Source organism: Flagellimonas olearia, from assembly GCF_004150225.1.
Lineage (GTDB): Bacteria > Bacteroidota > Bacteroidia > Flavobacteriales > Flavobacteriaceae > Flagellimonas > Flagellimonas olearia.
This window is the reverse complement of record NZ_ML142911.1, coordinates 35,388-51,524: the sequence shown is the minus strand read 5'-3', so window position 1 is coordinate 51,524 and position 16,137 is coordinate 35,388. Positions and strand designations below refer to the sequence as shown.

At 43.4% G+C, this 16,137-nt stretch carries 17 protein-coding genes; 9 read left to right on the top strand and 8 right to left on the bottom strand.

The genetic code is table 11. The features are described 5' to 3' along the window. The first annotated feature begins 6 nt into the window (after positions 1–6). From DN53_RS12270 to DN53_RS12235, 8 genes are all read left to right on the top strand, one after another. Positions 7–567, top strand: coding sequence for a hypothetical protein (locus DN53_RS12270; RefSeq protein WP_242502132.1), 561 nt, complete (start codon positions 7–9; stop codon positions 565–567). Between the two features lie 134 nt (positions 568–701). Then, complete coding sequence (locus tag DN53_RS12265) at positions 702–1,724, top strand: sensor histidine kinase (RefSeq protein ID WP_129654579.1); 1,023 nt, start codon at positions 702–704, stop codon at positions 1,722–1,724. Continuing rightward, the gene (locus DN53_RS12260; protein WP_129654578.1) at positions 1,721–2,476 is read left to right on the top strand and encodes a LytR/AlgR family response regulator transcription factor; all 756 of its coding nucleotides are present in this window, start codon (positions 1,721–1,723) and stop codon (positions 2,474–2,476) included. Before DN53_RS12265 ends, DN53_RS12260 begins: the two co-directional genes overlap by 4 nt. A 128-nt stretch (positions 2,477–2,604) precedes the next feature. Further along, positions 2,605–3,051, top strand: coding sequence for a YHS domain-containing (seleno)protein (locus DN53_RS12255; protein WP_129654577.1), 447 nt, complete (start codon positions 2,605–2,607; stop codon positions 3,049–3,051). 109 nt (positions 3,052–3,160) lie between these two features. Continuing rightward, positions 3,161–3,814: a LysE family transporter gene (locus DN53_RS12250; protein ID WP_129654576.1), complete on the top strand. Its 654-nt coding sequence runs from the start codon at positions 3,161–3,163 to the stop codon at positions 3,812–3,814. Between the two features lie 2 nt (positions 3,815–3,816). Then, positions 3,817–4,302, top strand: coding sequence for a DinB family protein (locus DN53_RS12245; protein WP_129654575.1), 486 nt, complete (start codon positions 3,817–3,819; stop codon positions 4,300–4,302). Further along, positions 4,290–5,012: an NRDE family protein gene (locus DN53_RS12240; protein WP_129654574.1), complete on the top strand. Its 723-nt coding sequence runs from the start codon at positions 4,290–4,292 to the stop codon at positions 5,010–5,012. The genes DN53_RS12245 and DN53_RS12240 overlap by 13 nt, the downstream gene beginning before the upstream one ends. Next, the gene (locus DN53_RS12235; protein WP_129654573.1) at positions 5,009–6,052 is read left to right on the top strand and encodes an ATP-grasp domain-containing protein; all 1,044 of its coding nucleotides are present in this window, start codon (positions 5,009–5,011) and stop codon (positions 6,050–6,052) included. Before DN53_RS12240 ends, DN53_RS12235 begins: the two co-directional genes overlap by 4 nt. Before the next feature lies 1 nt (position 6,053). Here DN53_RS12235 and DN53_RS12230 read toward each other — a convergent pair whose 3' ends face one another. The 3 genes from DN53_RS12230 to DN53_RS12220 form a co-directional block, all read right to left on the bottom strand. Next, a complete protein-coding gene (locus DN53_RS12230; protein WP_129654572.1) occupies positions 6,054–7,040 on the bottom strand; it encodes a YpdA family putative bacillithiol disulfide reductase in 987 nt (328 codons plus the stop codon). Beyond that, entirely contained in the window at positions 7,040–7,699 is a 660-nt protein-coding gene (gene rpe, locus DN53_RS12225) for a ribulose-phosphate 3-epimerase (RefSeq protein ID WP_129654571.1), read from the bottom strand. Before rpe ends, DN53_RS12230 begins: the two co-directional genes overlap by 1 nt. 67 nt (positions 7,700–7,766) lie before the next feature. Further along, positions 7,767–9,983, bottom strand: coding sequence for a DUF5916 domain-containing protein (locus DN53_RS12220; RefSeq protein ID WP_129654570.1), 2,217 nt, complete (start codon positions 9,981–9,983; stop codon positions 7,767–7,769). 61 nt (positions 9,984–10,044) lie between these two features. Between DN53_RS12220 and DN53_RS18125 the strand changes: the two genes are divergently transcribed. Continuing rightward, positions 10,045–10,170 (top strand): hypothetical protein, encoded by a 126-nt coding sequence (locus DN53_RS18125; RefSeq protein ID WP_262707912.1) that lies wholly within the window; start codon positions 10,045–10,047, stop codon positions 10,168–10,170. A gap of 24 nt (positions 10,171–10,194) precedes the next feature. On the opposite strand, the gene DN53_RS12215 is transcribed toward DN53_RS18125, so the two are convergent. The 5 genes from DN53_RS12215 to rpsO all read right to left on the bottom strand — a co-directional run bounded on the left by DN53_RS12215 (position 10,195) and on the right by rpsO (position 16,078). Then, positions 10,195–10,941: a LytR/AlgR family response regulator transcription factor gene (locus tag DN53_RS12215; protein WP_129654569.1), complete on the bottom strand. Its 747-nt coding sequence runs from the start codon at positions 10,939–10,941 to the stop codon at positions 10,195–10,197. Beyond that, on the bottom strand, positions 10,934–12,025 hold the full coding sequence (locus DN53_RS12210) for a sensor histidine kinase (RefSeq protein ID WP_129654568.1): 1,092 nt from the start codon (positions 12,023–12,025) through the stop codon (positions 10,934–10,936). Before DN53_RS12210 ends, DN53_RS12215 begins: the two co-directional genes overlap by 8 nt. 302 nt (positions 12,026–12,327) lie before the next feature. Beyond that, positions 12,328–13,191, bottom strand: a complete 864-nt coding sequence (locus tag DN53_RS12205; RefSeq protein WP_072878578.1) for a sigma-70 family RNA polymerase sigma factor — start codon at positions 13,189–13,191, stop codon at positions 12,328–12,330. A 163-nt stretch (positions 13,192–13,354) separates the two neighbouring features. Continuing rightward, positions 13,355–15,592 carry a polyribonucleotide nucleotidyltransferase gene (locus DN53_RS12200; protein WP_129654567.1) on the bottom strand — a complete coding sequence of 746 codons (2,238 nt, stop codon included), beginning with the start codon at positions 15,590–15,592 and terminating at the stop codon, positions 13,355–13,357. Between the two features lie 216 nt (positions 15,593–15,808). Continuing rightward, entirely contained in the window at positions 15,809–16,078 is a 270-nt protein-coding gene (gene rpsO, locus DN53_RS12195; protein ID WP_129654566.1) for a 30S ribosomal protein S15, read from the bottom strand. Between the last annotated feature and the right edge of the window lie 59 nt (positions 16,079–16,137).

Sequence of the window (16,137 nt, the reverse complement as noted above, 5' to 3'; positions counted from 1 at the left end):
CAATCCATGAAAAAGAAATCTATTCCAGTTGTGTTGAAAAACCAGCTACTTGTTTTGGCCACGGTTCTGATGGCATGGACCAACACAACCTGCGCACAAGCTGTATTGGATAAGAAGTATGGGGAAAAAGTAAAAACCTTGGATAGTACCATAGCCACATTATACTCGGTAATTTCCGGTGAAAAGGGAGAGGAAAGGGACTGGGAACTGTTCCGGTACCTCTATTATCCAAGGGCACAAATGGTGGCCAGTGGAAAGAACCCAGAGGGACAAGTGGGGGCGCGCTACCTCACCCCGGGAGAATATATTTCAAATTCTGGGGATTGGTTGTTGACCAATGGATTTTTTGAGGATGAAATCCATAGGACTACGGAACAATTTGGGCCTATTGCCCATGTGTTCAGTACCTATGAAACATTTCATAGCAGAACGGAGGCTGAATCGTTCATGAGGGGAATCAACAGCATCCAGTTGTTGTATACCGGTGAACGTTGGTGGGTCATGAACATTTTTTGGACCCAAGAAACCGAGGAAAACCCTATTCCAAAAGAGTATTTGCCCAATTGATATAAAATAAGGCAAGTATGATGCAAAACATGAAAACTTTGCGATGAATCTCCATAATCTAAGTTAGCAACACCATCTTGTTCAAGGGCACAACACATCATAAAGAGCTAAATTGGGTTTCATTTTTTCTCAAGATGAACCGAACAAAGTGGATCATTGCATTATGGAGTCTTTTAGGGATATTGACCCTCATTCAACTTACCGCAATGAGGGTGCTTTATCCTGAAAGCATTATGATGATTGAAGTTTTTGTTTATCCATTGGGAAGCTTTGTAACGGGTGTGTTATTGCTTTTCATGTACTTGATCCCACTATTCGATTATTGTGCCAGGTTCAAGGTAAGAAAGCGACTTGTTTTATTGGCCCTGTTTGGGGTGGTGTACGTTTTGTTGTATGTCCTTATAGTGGTTTGTATTTATGCGCTTTTCATTGTAAGGTCATTTGAGGATTTTGAGACCGCATTTATGGGATTCATGTTGTCAAATTTCAGCCATACCTTAAAGAATTACCTATTTCAGATAGCGATTATCTATGCCTATGAGTTTGTGTATAATTTACGGGTAGAGATTACCAGAAAAAAGGACCTTGAAATTAAATTGGGGATATCCAAGCTACAGCTTTTAAGAAGTCAACTGCAGCCCCATTTTCTTTTCAATTCGCTCAACAGTGTGGTTTCCATTATAGACGAGAACAAGGTAAAGGCACAGGAAATGCTCATCAACCTAAGTGATTTTCTAAGAATCACCTTGAATTCGGATTTTAAGAAGTTGATTACTTTGGAGGAGGAACTGGAAAATGTAAAAAAGTATCTGTCCATAGAAAAAATAAGGTTCGAAGATCAGTTGGAGTACAGAATACACATGGATGATGGGGCCTCAAAACTACGGGTCCCCAGTTTTATTCTTCAACCGATAGTGGAGAATGCAATCAAGCATGGGTTTCAAGGAATACCGGAGAAACTTACTATTCTACTGGAAATAAACACAGTTGACAGAATGATCAGGGTAAAGAACAATGGCAAAGCGCTTACCAATGCTGTTGAAAATCATGGCCTGGGCAATGTGAGAAAACGATTGGAGCTCTATAACCCCAATGGTCGAGACTTTAAATTGTACCAGAAGGATGGGTGGGTCATCAACGAAATACCGATAAGATGAAAAAGCTTTCAGTGGTAGTGGTGGATGATGAAGGCCCAGCATTGCGCAGGGTCGTTAAAATGGTAAACGAGCATCCCTTGTTGGAATTGATAGGGACCGCCATGACCGCGGGAGACGCAACCCGTATTATTGTCGAAACCAAGCCCGATCTGTTGTTGCTGGACATTCAACTTAAGGACGCCACTGCATTTGACGTTCTTGAAAATTTGGAAGAGGATACATTTAAAGGCAAGGTCATATTCATAACAGCCTACGACCACTATGCCATAAAAGCATTTGAGCTTAGGGCTTTGGATTATCTCATGAAACCATTCAAACCCGAACGTTTCCATGAGGCCATCGAAAGAGTGGTGGGCAATGACAAGGTTGGGTTCCATAAGGTGAGGGATATTATGGAAGGTCTTAAAAAGTCAAATACGGAACTCGTTGTAGTTCCCGAGGGCATAAAGAATTATTTTCTCAACAGAAATTCCATCCAATATATTTATGCGGAAGGGTATTATGCCAATTTTGTCATGGATGATGATAAAAAACTTTTGCGGATATCTCTAAAAAAGTTGGAAAGCCTCTTGCCCCATAGCTTCGTTAGGGTCAATAAATCCGCTATTGTAAACTACAACCGGATCAGTGAATTGGTGAATAATAAGAGCACCATAAAATTGATCATGGAGGATGGCAACGAGTTTCAGGTCTCGGACGCCTTTTCCCATGGATTCAAGAAAATGATGCACGAACTGCTCCATACCTATTAAAGAAGGTTTTTTTTGACACTATTTTTCTTTTTCTGAAAGGAAGTCCCTTTTCTATGGACTAACAAGAACAAATAAGGTGGTATCTATATCAAGGAACCAACATTTTTGTAACCTTCAACACAATCAACATGAAAAAAATAGTAGTAGTACTGTTCCTTTTGATGGGAACTTTTCTTCAGGCACAGTCCGTGGATTACAACCTTAAAAAAGGGTATGCCGCCAACGGATATGACGTGGTGGCCTATTTTGATGGTAAGGCCAAAGAGGGCCTCAAAAAATTCTCCACAGAGTACGATGGTGTAAAGTTTAAGTTCCACAATCAGGAAAATCTGGACAAATTCAAGGCAATGCCCAACAATTATCTCCCACAATATGGGGGGTATTGTGCCTATGGCGTGGCCGTATCCGGGACAAAAGTAAATGTTGATCCCAAAACGTTCGAAATCCGGGACAATAAATTGTACCTGTTCTATAATTCTGGGAATACCAACACCTTGCAGCTTTGGCAAAATGAATCCCCGGATAAATTAAAAGCCAAGGCCGATAAGAACTGGAAAAAGCTAAAAAATCGGTAACTTTTTGGATATCAAGGAGTCTAAACTAGAGAGGCAATTTGTTTTTGCTGGTTGTAGTGTAGTATTTTAGGATATTGTTTTTTATATCCTGTTGGTCATTTCTTTTTGCATGAAACACTATTTTAAAGTTGCTTTTTCCGGTCTTCTCATTAGTTTTTTGGGTGCCTTGCCCTTGGGGACACTGAATCTGACAGCTTTTGAAATAGCTGCTTCCCAAGGACTGCTTTCGGCCCTGTGGTTTTGCATTGCCGTTGTCCTTGTGGAGCTCGTGGTGGTCCGATTGACCTTGTTCGGGAATGAAAGGCTACAACTGAACGGAAAAGTAATGGATTATCTGCTTCCACTGGGAATTGTATTGCTGATGTACCTCTCTGTGTCCCATTTTATGGATTCAACTAGGATTGGCGAAGTGGATTCCAAAATTGGGTTATTGCCCCGATTCAAGTCCACTTTTGTGCTTGGATTTTTACTCAGTGCCTTGAATCCCTTGCAGATTCCCTTTTGGATGACATGGAACAAGGTTTTGGAAAGCAAGGGTATTTTGGAAACCAAAAGAAGGGATTATACTTTCTATATATTGGGAATAGGTATGGGTACCTTGATCGGACTAGGTGCCTTTGTGCTGGCAGGGAAGTATATTTTTACCAATTACAACGAATACAGCAAGGTGACCAATCTCCTTATGGGATTGCTGTACCTTGGATTTTCTTTCTATCTTATGTACCTATTCATCAAAAAACGATTTAAATATAAAATACAATGAGTATGTTCAAATCTTCCGTGGACACCATTGAGCAGTTTAAGCAGATTCTCCAGCAAATTCCGGGGGAATGCTACTCAAAATCATGTACTGTTCTTTCCAACTCAACTATCGGTCAGCATACCAGACACATCATCGAGCTTTATTTATGCCTGCTGAAGGGATATGACCAGGCCGATGTTTCCTATGACCGCAGGGAACGAAATCAACGAATTGAAGAAGAGCTCTCCTATGCCCTGACACAGTTGGAATTTATTCAAGACCACTTGGAACGTCCCAACAAGCCCATCAAGGTCACTTATGAGTTATGTGGCTCAGAAACCTGTTTGGATTCCAATTATTTTAGGGAGGTCATGTACAATTTGGAGCATACCATCCATCATCATGCGCTCATCAAAGTGGGCATACAGCATTTTACCCAAATGGAGTTGCCTGAATCGTTCGGTGTGGCCCCTTCCACCATACAACATAGACAAGCATGTGCACAGTAAGTTTCATTTCCAAGAAGGGAAAATATTTTATGACCTCCAATCGGGATGAGCATGTGTCGCGCCCTTTGGCTTTTGAACCCAAGGAAGAGACAATAGGTTCGGTCAAGGTGTTGTTTCCCAAAGATCCCAAGGCTGGGGGTACCTGGTTTGCCCTCAATGAACTGGGCCATGTTGGCGTTTTGCTGAATGGTGCCTTTGTTCGGCATCAGCATAAAGGACCCTATGCCAAGAGTAGGGGGTTGATATTATTGGATGTCATAGCTTCCATGGAACCCGAACTACGACTGCAAAAAATGGATTTACATCATATAGAACCCTTTACTTTGGTGTTGCTCAATGGAAATCTTTTGGAGTTTCGCTGGGATGGCAACCAGAAGTATTTTAGGCCATTGGACAAGTCCAAAAACCATATTTGGTCTTCGGCGACCCTCTACAGTGATGAGGTGATTGCCCGAAGGGCCGAAATGTTCGATGATTTCTTAAAGGAGCAAGATCAAATTCAGGCTTCTGACGTGGTAGACTTCCACTCCAACAATCATGAGGATTTTGAAAACGGTTTTATCATTGATCGTGAAACCGGACTCAAAACCTTCAGCGTTACCCAAGCGGTCATTGACCAAGAAGGGATGTTATTGCGGCATTTTGATCTCATTGATGACAAAACCTATGAAATGCCCTTTTCCACCCTATCTACAGTATCCGTAAAATGAGCAGCTTAAAACTAAAATGGCATAAGCTTACCCATTGGGAGTACTGGCCACTTTGGGCCATTTACTATCCATTGTTTCCGGTTTGGCTGTATTATTCCATCAGGGCACGTTCCTTTTTCTTTTTCAATGCCGCAAACCCGGCCATGAAGAACGGGGGTATGGCCATGGAATCCAAAATGGAGATCTATAAGATGATTCCCCAACAGTATATTCCCAAAACCGTGTTCATTGGAAAAAATGAATCTCCCAAGCCAGCTTTGGAAAAGATTTTGGATGCGGATATTGGCTTTCCCTTTATTGCTAAACCAGATATTGGGATGAAGGCCTTTGGGGTTGATAAAATCCACAATAAAGATGAATTTAAAAGTTACCTAAAACGTACCCCGTCCCATTTTTTGGTGCAGGAACTCATTCCGTATACCAAGGAAGTGGGTATTTTTTATGTGCGTATGCCAGGCGCTGAAAAAGGTAGGGTAACAGGCATTGTGTCCAAAGAATTTCTTTCCGTCATTGGAGATGGAACAAATACCATTGAAGAATTGATCAAAAAGGAGTATCGTAGCCATTTACAGTTAAAGACATTGGAAAAGAAGTTCGGTGAAACTTTACACACGGTATTAAAGGAAGGCGAGGAATTTGTTTTGGTGCCCTATGGAAGCCATACGCGAGGCGCAAAATTTGTGGACATCACCCATAAACTAAATGATGATTTGGAAAGTGTCATTGATGGAATCTGTTCCCAGATGAAAGAGTTTCACTATGGTCGCTTGGATGTGCTGTATCACTCTTTTGAGGAACTTTGCCAAGGCAAAAACTTCAGTGTGATCGAGATCAACGGGGCAGGGGGAGAAGCTACCCACATTTACGACCCCAAGCATTCCCTGTTTTTTGCATGGCGCGAAATTGCCAAACATTGGGGCTATATGAACCAAGTGAGCATCCTTAATCACAAAAAAGGACATTCCTATCTAAGCTTTAAGGATGGTAGGGCCATGCTTAAGGCCCATGAGGCTTTGGAGTCAAAATTGAAGGTGATATAATTTAGGATTCCTTATCCGCCAAGGCCATTTTTTGCTTGATGGCTTTCATGATGATGGGGGCATGGATACGGGAATTTTCAATGAACCATTTGTGGGTTTCCATCCCTCCACAGATCACACCGGCCAAAAACAACCCAGGTATATTTGTTTCCATGGTTTCCGGGTCATATGTCGGTAGCCTTTTACCGTCTTCGGAAAGCTGGATGCCCAGTTTTTCCAAAAAATCAAAATTGGGCCTATAGCCGGTCAGGGCCAGCACAAAATCATTGGCCAAGGTAACTTCACCTTGCGGAGTGTTTATAACGATTTCACTTTCCGTGATTTCTTTTACAGTGGCGTTGTAATAGGCCTTTATGCTGCCTTCTTCAATCCGATTGACGATATCGGGACGCACCCAGTATTTTACCCTTTGGCCGACCTCTGGACCCCGAATGATCAAGGTGACTTCGGCCCCTTTCCGCCAGCATTCCAAAGCGGCATCAATGGCAGAATTGCTGGCTCCCACCACAGCCAATTTTTGACTGGCATAAAAATGGGGGTCCTTGTAATAGTGGGAAACTTTGGGCAAATCCTCTCCCGGGACATTGATTTTGTTGGGCAGATCATAAAAGCCAGTGGCCACAATAACATTTTTGGCTTTGTAGGTATCCTTGTCCGTTTTTATGCTGAAGGAAGCTGTTTTTTGCTCCACATCCAGTACTTTTTCAAAAAGATGGATGTTCAGCTGGTTGGAGGTCACAATTCTTCGGTAGTACTCCAACGCTTCATTGCGTTTGGGCTTGGCTTCCTTGCTGATAAAGGGAATGTCGTCTATTTCCAACTTCTCCGACGAGGAAAAGAACTGCATGTTCATCGGATAATTGAACAAAGAATTCACAATGGGCCCTTTTTCAATGATCACATAGGTAAGTCCTTGCTTTTTGGCCTCAAGACCACAAGCGATGCCAATGGGTCCACCTCCAACAATGACAACATCAAAATCCTGCATTACGCAATTTTTTCTTTTAGCTCCTTAATGGTTTGGCTTGGATCATCGCTTTTAAAGACAAAGCTACCGGCTACCAAAACGTCCGCTCCGGCATCCACAAGTTTTTTGGCATTGGCATCATTTACACCCCCGTCAATCTCGATAAGGGCATTCGATTTTTTTCGTTCAATGAGTGCCTTGAGGTCCTTTACCTTTTGATAGGTATTCTCAATAAAGCTCTGCCCGCCAAAACCGGGGTTGACGCTCATCACAATAACAATGTCGATATCTTGGATGATATCTTCCAATAAGCTTACAGGGGTGTGCGGGTTGAGGGCCACACCCGCTTTCATGCCTTCGGCCTTTATGGCCTGAAGGGTCCTATGCAGGTGGGGACAGGCCTCATAATGTACGGTTAAATGATGTACTCCCAGTTTCGCAAAGGTTTTGATGTAGCGATCGGGATCAACGATCATCAGGTGCACATCCAATGGTTTTTGGGCATGTTTGGCCATGGCCTGTACCACGGGCATTCCAAATGAAATATTGGGTACGAACACACCGTCCATGATATCCAAGTGAAACCAATCGGCATCACTTTGGTTCACCATTTCAATATCGCGCTGTAAATTGGCAAAATCCGATGCCAATAGGGAGGGAGCAACTAATTTTTTCTGCATTTGATCATTAAAAGCTGATACAAAAATAAGCAAATGATCTGGCTTTATGGGATCAAACCCCGATTTGCTACAACCAATAGGTAACCTTCAGTACCATGGACCTGTTTTTGATGCCCAATCCTTCGGTGTCATGGTTCTCGTTGTATATCAGGAATATATCGGACATGGGGCTGTAACGCCACTGTAATCTGGAAAATGCACTGAAGTTATTGTCGCGGGAGTTGTATTGGACCACATTGGTGAGAAAAAGCTTGTTGGAGAAGCTTATGTTTCCATTGAATCGGGCCAAATGCAGATTCTTTTTCCCATACCCCTCGGCCAAGCGGATGTCGTTATAGTCATAGGTGAGGCCAAAGGTGCCCCAAGGCCTAAACCGCAACGAACCCTGTAACATGGCCCCTAAGCGGGTGCCATTAAAGAATTGGCCATACCCCACATTGGTGTTCCATACAACGGTTTTGCGAACATCGGAGCTGTATTGTACATCAAATCGGGCAAAGGAATAATTGCCTACGGGAATGGGAGTGAATTCATCCCCGATCAATTCGGTGGGGAACAGCAAGTCCACTTTCTGGTATCGACCGATCAAGTTGAGTTTGGCGGTATTCCGATATTCAAAATCGTAGGCAAGATTGTTCTCGAGCTCATTAAAACTGCCATCGGAATTGAGATAGAGATTGTTCCAGGTCCGTAGTCCATGATAGTTTAATTTGCTGTTCTCTCCTTTGGGAAAGAAAAGATAGCGTACCCAAGGATTGAATAGGGTATATCCCAATCTTACGGTTTCTTCGGTCAACGCATTGTAGTTTTCCAACCGAGGATTTATCCCAAGTTCCGTGATATAGTTTTCGCCCACTACGTTGAGCAACCACCCTGTTCTGAACCGCTTGGTAAGATAATTTCCAGTAAAACCATAAAAATGGGTGTCCCCCAGATTTTCTGGGGTCAGGGAAGTATGGTACATGAAGGTGTTGTTGAGCTTGCCGCTTTCGGAAATATAACTGAACTCCAATCCTGCATTTCTGGAATACTCCATCTCCGAAGTGGCACTGGTGGCTTGTCTGTTGATGAACAAAGCCTTGATGGCGGAACGCTGCAATACTTTTTGTTGAAAGGCTGCGACACTGTAGTTCTGTGCTGCAAATTCATCGGTGCGACGGGTCTGCACGTTCATGACCCCGACCCGCAGGTTCTGGGTGATGTTCCCGGTTAGCCTGCCCCCAAAATCAATGGGAATGGCTTCGCCATCCATGATACCGATCCTTCGGGAAAAGAAAGGTTTTATGTCGTACGTTCCAAAATTGGAGAAAATGTCATTGTTCTCCAGAAAGAAATTACGCTGCTCCGGTAAAAAAATATCAAAGCGGGTAATGTTGGTCACTTGCTGGTCCACATCGGCATTGGAAAAATCTGGGAATAGGGTAAGGTCAAGGTTCAAACTACTGGTCAAGGCCACTTTTACCTCCCCTCCCAAATCGTTGTTCAACTTGGCTTCTTTCTGTTTGCTATCCTCATAGTCGCGAATTGAGGAACTCGTAACATACGGGTTCAAAATAAAGGTTCCCTTGGCCTTTTCAGGGCTTTGGTCCCATTCCAAGGTTCCCATATAGTTGATGCTCACGCCATTGAAGTTTACGGGAAATTGGGTCCAAGTGGTATAAGCGTTGTTCTGTTTGTCGCCTCGTATAAAATTGACGCCCCAATCCCGTTGGTTAGGGTTGTAGCGAAGGGTTTTGAGAGGAATGGCTATTTCTGCCACCCAGTAGTCCGAGTATTGTGTGGTCTTGGAAGACCATTTGTTGTCCCAGTTTGGGGACATCCATGTTTGTCCATCTTCAATGACCAAACTGCCTTCAATTTCCGATCCTCCCGCAGTAACCCCGAACAGCAATCCGCTTTGTTTGGTATTTACAGGGTCCAGGACCACCGAAAAGTTGTCACTTCCCCAATAATCATCGTCATTGTCGCGTACCAGTGATTGTATAATACGTCTACCTGTATCATAGCATTTGGCCATGATATAGACATTCTCATGGTCATACGTCACTCGTACTTCAGTTTGATTCCGGGCCTGCCCCTCGTCATTGGGCCAATGATTGAAGAAATTGGTTGCTAGTTGATGTGGCTCCCACTCTTTTTCCCCAATGGTTCCGTCCAGTACAATAGGCTCTGTGGCTTTTCGGATTTGATACTTGAACAAAGCCCTTGTATTGCCACCCCTATTTTGGGATACGGTTACAAGTGGGACCAATGCTAATAAGGACGCGGCCCAGAATCTTCTCATGAACTGCTCGTTTTTTGATGATGACTTCAAAGAAAAGTAATGGTAACATCAATATCAAGAGATGTTGGGGAATGCATTGCCATGGTCCGTAAATGTCGTTGAGAGAGCGTTTGATGCCGAAAATGTAGTGGAACGGGTTGAAAACGGTATTTTGGGAACCTTGGCCCGCGATTTAAGGAATGCTTAACAGCGTTGACCCAGAAAAAGCTTTCTAATCGGATGTATTTTGAAGAATGTCCAAAACGTGCGATCGGTAATTTCTGCCGATGGGGAGTTCTTTTCCGTTGATTTCCACCATGATGCTATTGAAAGCGGATACTTTGTCCACGGCAATCATGAATGAACGATGGATTCTAATAAAACGTTCCTTGGGGAGCTTTTCGGAAAAATGGCCAATCCTTTGTGAAGTGGTAATCTCATTATCCAAGGTATGGATGATGACCTTGTCGTTCAAGCTTTCCAAATAGGTAATGTGGGACAGGTCCAATTTTATGATCTTACGTTGGGCCTTAATGTACAACGGCTCTGGTTCGGCGGAAGTGCTTGTCTCCGAAGCGACTTTTGATGGTTGTTGTGGTTGGGAAATGGACTGTCCGGACAAGTATTTATTGGCTTTGGCTATGGTTTTCATGAACCGGCCCATGGAAATGGGTTTTAGGAGATAGTCAATGGCATCCAGTTCAAAAGCCTTGATGGCAAATTCCCGATAAGCGGTGGTAAAAACGACCAAGGGGGCCGGGTTGAGGGATTCCAAAAGCTCCAGTCCATTGATTTTTGGCATTTTAATGTCCAAAAAGACCAGATCAATATTTCCTTTTTGGAGATGACAAAATGCATCGACCGCATTGGCACAAACCGCTACCACCTCCAATTGGTCAATCTGCTCCGTGTGTTTTACCAGAACTTTTCGGGCCAGGGGCTCATCATCCACTATAATGCACCTGATTTTTCTATCCATAGGTGGTCTGCGAATTAATCTCACTCAAGTCGATTTCCAAACTTACCAAAAAACGGTCAGGTTCTTCTTGGATGTTCAATTGATGTTTCTCCGGGAAGAAAAGCATCAACCGCCTTTTTACGTTTTTCAGTCCTATGTTCTTGTCTGTGTCCAGACCGGTGGTTTCCTGGGTGGAAGATTTGCTGTTTTCAACCACAAAGTGGAGTTGCTGGTTCTTTAGTTTTAGATCAATGGAGATGTAGGAGTCGTCTATGAGGGTATCGGCCCCATGTTTAAAGGCATTTTCCACAAAGGGAAGCAATAAAAGCGGAGGGATAAACGTCTCACTGCTATCATTTTCTATATGGGTGGAAATGGTAAGTTTGTCCCCATAACGCAATTGCTCCAAAGCCACGAGGTTCATCAGTTCTTCCCACTCTTTTTCCACGGTGATGAAGCGGTCATTGCATTCGTAGAGCATATAATCCAAGAATTTGGACAGTCCCAGAACGGCATCGGGGGTCTTGGAGGATTTTTCCAGGGAAAGCGCATAAATACTGTTCAGGGTGTTAAAGAGAAAATGGGGATGGATCTGTGCTTTTAAAAATTTGAGTTCAGTTTCCATTTTTTCCTTTTCCAGCGCTTTGTTGATCTGTTCCTTTTGATAGAAAAACCGCTGTAATTTGATGGCCATGGCCACAAAAACGGGCGTGTAAACGGCTATAAGCGAATTCAACACCTTGGGAAGGTACAGGACCGGGGTTTTCCAATGCTCCTCTTCCGGATAGAACCAGTGGTAGAGATACCTCCAATTCATGTAGCGGTCTATCAATGCCATGCTCAGGGCCAAGAAAATGGACAACACAATGTACGGTACCATTTTTTTGGGATATAGGTACTTGGGCATCAAATAGTAGAGGGTAATGTAAGTAGGGATAATTTTCCAAGGCAGTAAAAACAGTAGTTGTTGAAACTGGTCCCAATAATTGTCCTCATAACTCCCCCACAGAACGGTGTAGAACAAGATATAGCCCAACCAAAAAAGGATGTGGTAGGTTATTCTGTTCTGGCTGCTGAGTATCCTTTCGATCATATTGATATGCATTCCCTCCAAGTTTTTAGGAAAATCCTTGGAGTAAGATCATTTTAATGATGAAAGTACAAAATAGGGGGCAGGTGTATGCTAAACCTCCCGTGGATAACCACTTTTTGGCGGTAAATACCTTTTGTAGGCTGATAAAGAAAGGGGTATAAATGAAAAAACTCCGGTAATCAGCCGGAGTTTATTCATCAATCAAAAAACGAACAGTCATGATAAACTGTTGTAGGTTTACAAATTACAACTTTCTTGCCAAAAAACAAATTTAAGGTTTGTTTAACTGTAATTTGTTGGTATAATCTTACGTTTTATCCCAAATACGTCTTCAAAATCTTACTTCTGGAGGTGTGTTTCAAGCGTCGGATTGCTTTTTCTTTTATCTGACGAACCCTTTCCCTAGTAAGGTCAAAAGTCTCTCCGATTTCCTCCAAGGTCATGGAGTGCTGTCCGGCCAAACCGAAGTAAAGTCGTATAACATCGGCTTCTCGGGGAGTCAAGGTTTCCAAGGCACGTTCAATCTCAGTGCGTAGGGATTCGTGCAATAGCTCCTTGTCAGGGTTAGGGGATTCACCACTACGGAGTACATCGTAGAGGTTGGAATCCTCACCATCGATCAATGGGGCGTCCATGGATACGTGACGACCTGAATTTTTTAGGGATTGTTTTACATCTTCCACGGTCATGTCCAATTCTTTGGCAATTTCCTCGGCGGAAGGGGTACGCTCATGGGCTTGCTCCAAGAACGCAAAAGTCTTGTTGATCTTGTTGATGGATCCAATTTTATTCAAGGGCAAACGCACAATACGCGATTGCTCTGCCAAAGCTTGTAGGATGGACTGACGAATCCACCATACCGCATAGGAAATAAATTTGAATCCACGGGTCTCATCAAAACGCTGTGCGGCCTTGATCAATCCCAAATTTCCTTCATTGATCAAATCAGGTAAGGTCAATCCTTGGTTTTGATACTGTTTTGCAACAGAAACCACGAATCTAAGGTTGGCTTTGGTCAATTTTTCCAAGGCCACTTGGTCTCCCGCTTTTATACGTTGTGCCAACTCCACCTCTTCATCGGCAGTGATCAAATCCACCTTACCGATTTCCTGTAAATACTTGTCCAACGATGCGGTTTCCCTATTGGTAACCTGCTTTGTAATCTTTAACTGTCTCATCTAAAATTTCTCCTTCAAATTAAATTTGTGAACCGAAGCTCATTAGGTTATACGTAGAAAAAAAGGAAAAGTTACATTTTGGTGCGTTTTTTTTGTAAAACATTTCTTAATAATGCAAAAACCCCGGAATATCCGGGGTTTTATTTTTATAAAGGATTGTGTGTTAATCCCTTCTTGGTTTTCTGTCGCGATCACCGCCTCTACGGTCACCACCTCTACGATCACCACCTCTGCGGTCACCACCTCTATCGTTTCGTGGTGGTCTTTCGGTGTATCCTTCAGGTTTGGGCAACAAGGCCTTTCTGGAAACTTTTTCCTTTTTGGTCCTTGGGTCCAGGCCAAAATACTTTACATCAAGTACATCGCCTAGATTGACCACATCGGTAACATTGTCTGTGCGTTCCCATGCCAATTCGGATACGTGCAGCAATACTTCGTTGCCAGGGGCATCGGTATATTCCACAACGGCACCAAATTCCAAGATTTTGATGACCTTGACCTCATAAACACTACCTACTTCAGGCTTGAACATAAGCGCATCGATCTTGGCCAATACCATATCGATACCATCTTGATCGGTACCCAAGATTTCCACGATGCCTTCTTCGGTATCTGGATCTTCGTTGATCACAATCGTAGTTTTGGATTTCTTCTGTAGATCTTGAATTACCTCACCACCTTTACCGATCAATGCTCCAATGTATTCACCAGGAATGATTCTGGTAATGATTTTTGGTGCGTAAGACTTCACATCAGGTCTTGGCTCGGCAATGGTTTCAACTAGTTTGCCCAAAATGTGCAATCTTCCGTCCTTGGCCTGCATCAAAGCTTTTACCAAGATCTCATAGGAAAGACCTTTTACCTTGATGTCCATTTGACAAGCAGTGATACCATCTTCGGTACCGGTTACCTTAAAGTCCATATCCCCCAAGTGATCTTCATCACCCAAGATATCAGAAAGTACGGCATATTTACCGGACTCGGTATCGGTGATCAATCCCATGGCAATACCGGAAACTGGTTTTTTCAACTGGATACCGGCATCCATAAGGGCCATGGTACCTGAACAAACAGTGGCCATGGAAGAGGAACCGTTGGATTCCAATACCTCGGATACCACACGAACAGTATATGGACAATCTTCCGGAATCATACCCTTAAGGGCGCGTTGTGCCAAATTCCCGTGTCCAACCTCTCTACGGGAAGTACCACGAATAGGTCGTGCTTCACCAGTGGAGAAAGGAGGGAAGTTATAGTGCAAATAGAAGGTTTCCTCACCTTCGTAAGATGGCATGTCAATTTGGTTGGCCTCTCTGGAGGTTCCCAAAGTAACGGTTGCCAAAGCTTGGGTTTCACCACGGGTAAAGATGGAAGAACCGTGTACACTTGGCAAATAATCCACTTCACACCAGATAGGACGAATGTCTGTAGTCTTACGACCGTCCAAACGAAGTCCTTCTTCCAAGGTTAGGTTACGAACCGCCTCTTTTTCAGCTTTGTGGTAGTATTTGGAAACCAAACCACCAATTTCTTCCAATTCTTCTTCGGAGAAAGTAGCTTTGATTTCTTCCTTGATTTCTTCAAAAGCAGCACTACGCTCGTGTTTTGCAGAACCTGCTTTGGCTACGGCATACACTTTGTCATAGGCCAAGTCATAAACCTTCTTCTGAAGATCTTCATCTTCTACTTCAGGTTCGTACTCACGGGTTTCTTTTTTACCGAAAGCTTCGGCCAATCTAACCTGTGCGGCACATTGTACTTTAATGGCTTCGTGGGCAAATTTGATGGCTTCCACCATTTCCTCTTCGGAAATTTCACTCATTTCACCTTCCACCATCATCACGGAGTCTTCAGAAGCACCGATCACCATATCGATATCGGAACTCTTCAATTGCTCCATGGTTGGGTTGATGATCAATTCACCATCGATACGACCTACGCGAACCTCGGAAATTGGACATTCAAAAGGAAGGTCGGACAATTGGATGGCTGCAGAAGCGGCCAAACCTGCCATGGCATCGGGCATTACGTTTTCGTCGTGTGACATCAATTGGATCATCACCTGTGTTTCGGAGTGATAATCTTTGGGGAACAATGGTCTTAAAACCCTGTCCACCAAACGCATGGTCAATACCTCGCCATCGCTGGGTCTTGCCTCACGCTTGAAGAATCCGCCGGGATAACGTCCCGCAGCGGCAAATTTTTCGCGATAATCCACGGTAAGTGGTAGAAAATCTACATCGCTTTGTTTGTAGTTGGAGACAACGGTACATAGTAACATACATTTGCCTGATTGGACTACTACAGAACCATGGGCCTGTTTCGCCAATTTTCCGGTTTCAATAGAGATTTCCCTACCGTCACCAAGGTCAATGACCTCTTTAAAAGTTTTTGGAATCATAAGAATTCGTCTTACCCGTCAAAAAAGATACGGGTCGTTAAACATTTGGTCTACCGTCATCCGGACGGTCGGGTTGTGTTGTTGTTGTGTTTGCCTCTCGGCACTGACCAATGAAAAACTATTTGAAGCTTTTTGTGTTTGCCCATTAATGGGACTTTGTGTCGTTGGAGCCCGTCCAACTAAAACAAAGGGGAAGCCAAAGCCTCCCCGTCGTTTTTATTTTCTGATGCCTAATTCCTTGATCAAGGAACGGTACTTTTCAATATCTTTTTTCTTTAGGTAATCCAAAAGACTACGTCTTTTACCTACCAAGGCCACCAAAGAACGCTCGGTGTTGAAATCTTTGTGGTTCCTTCTAAGGTGTTGTGTCAAGTGGTTGATACGGTGTGTGAACAATGCAATTTGCCCTTCCGTAGAACCAGTGTTGCTCTCTGAGCCGCCGTGTTTCTTGAAAATCTCGGCTTTTACTTCTTTTGTTAAATACATTCCAATATTTATTTAAATGATTTTTATGTATGGATTGACAGTTCCCCTGGCTTTCAGGG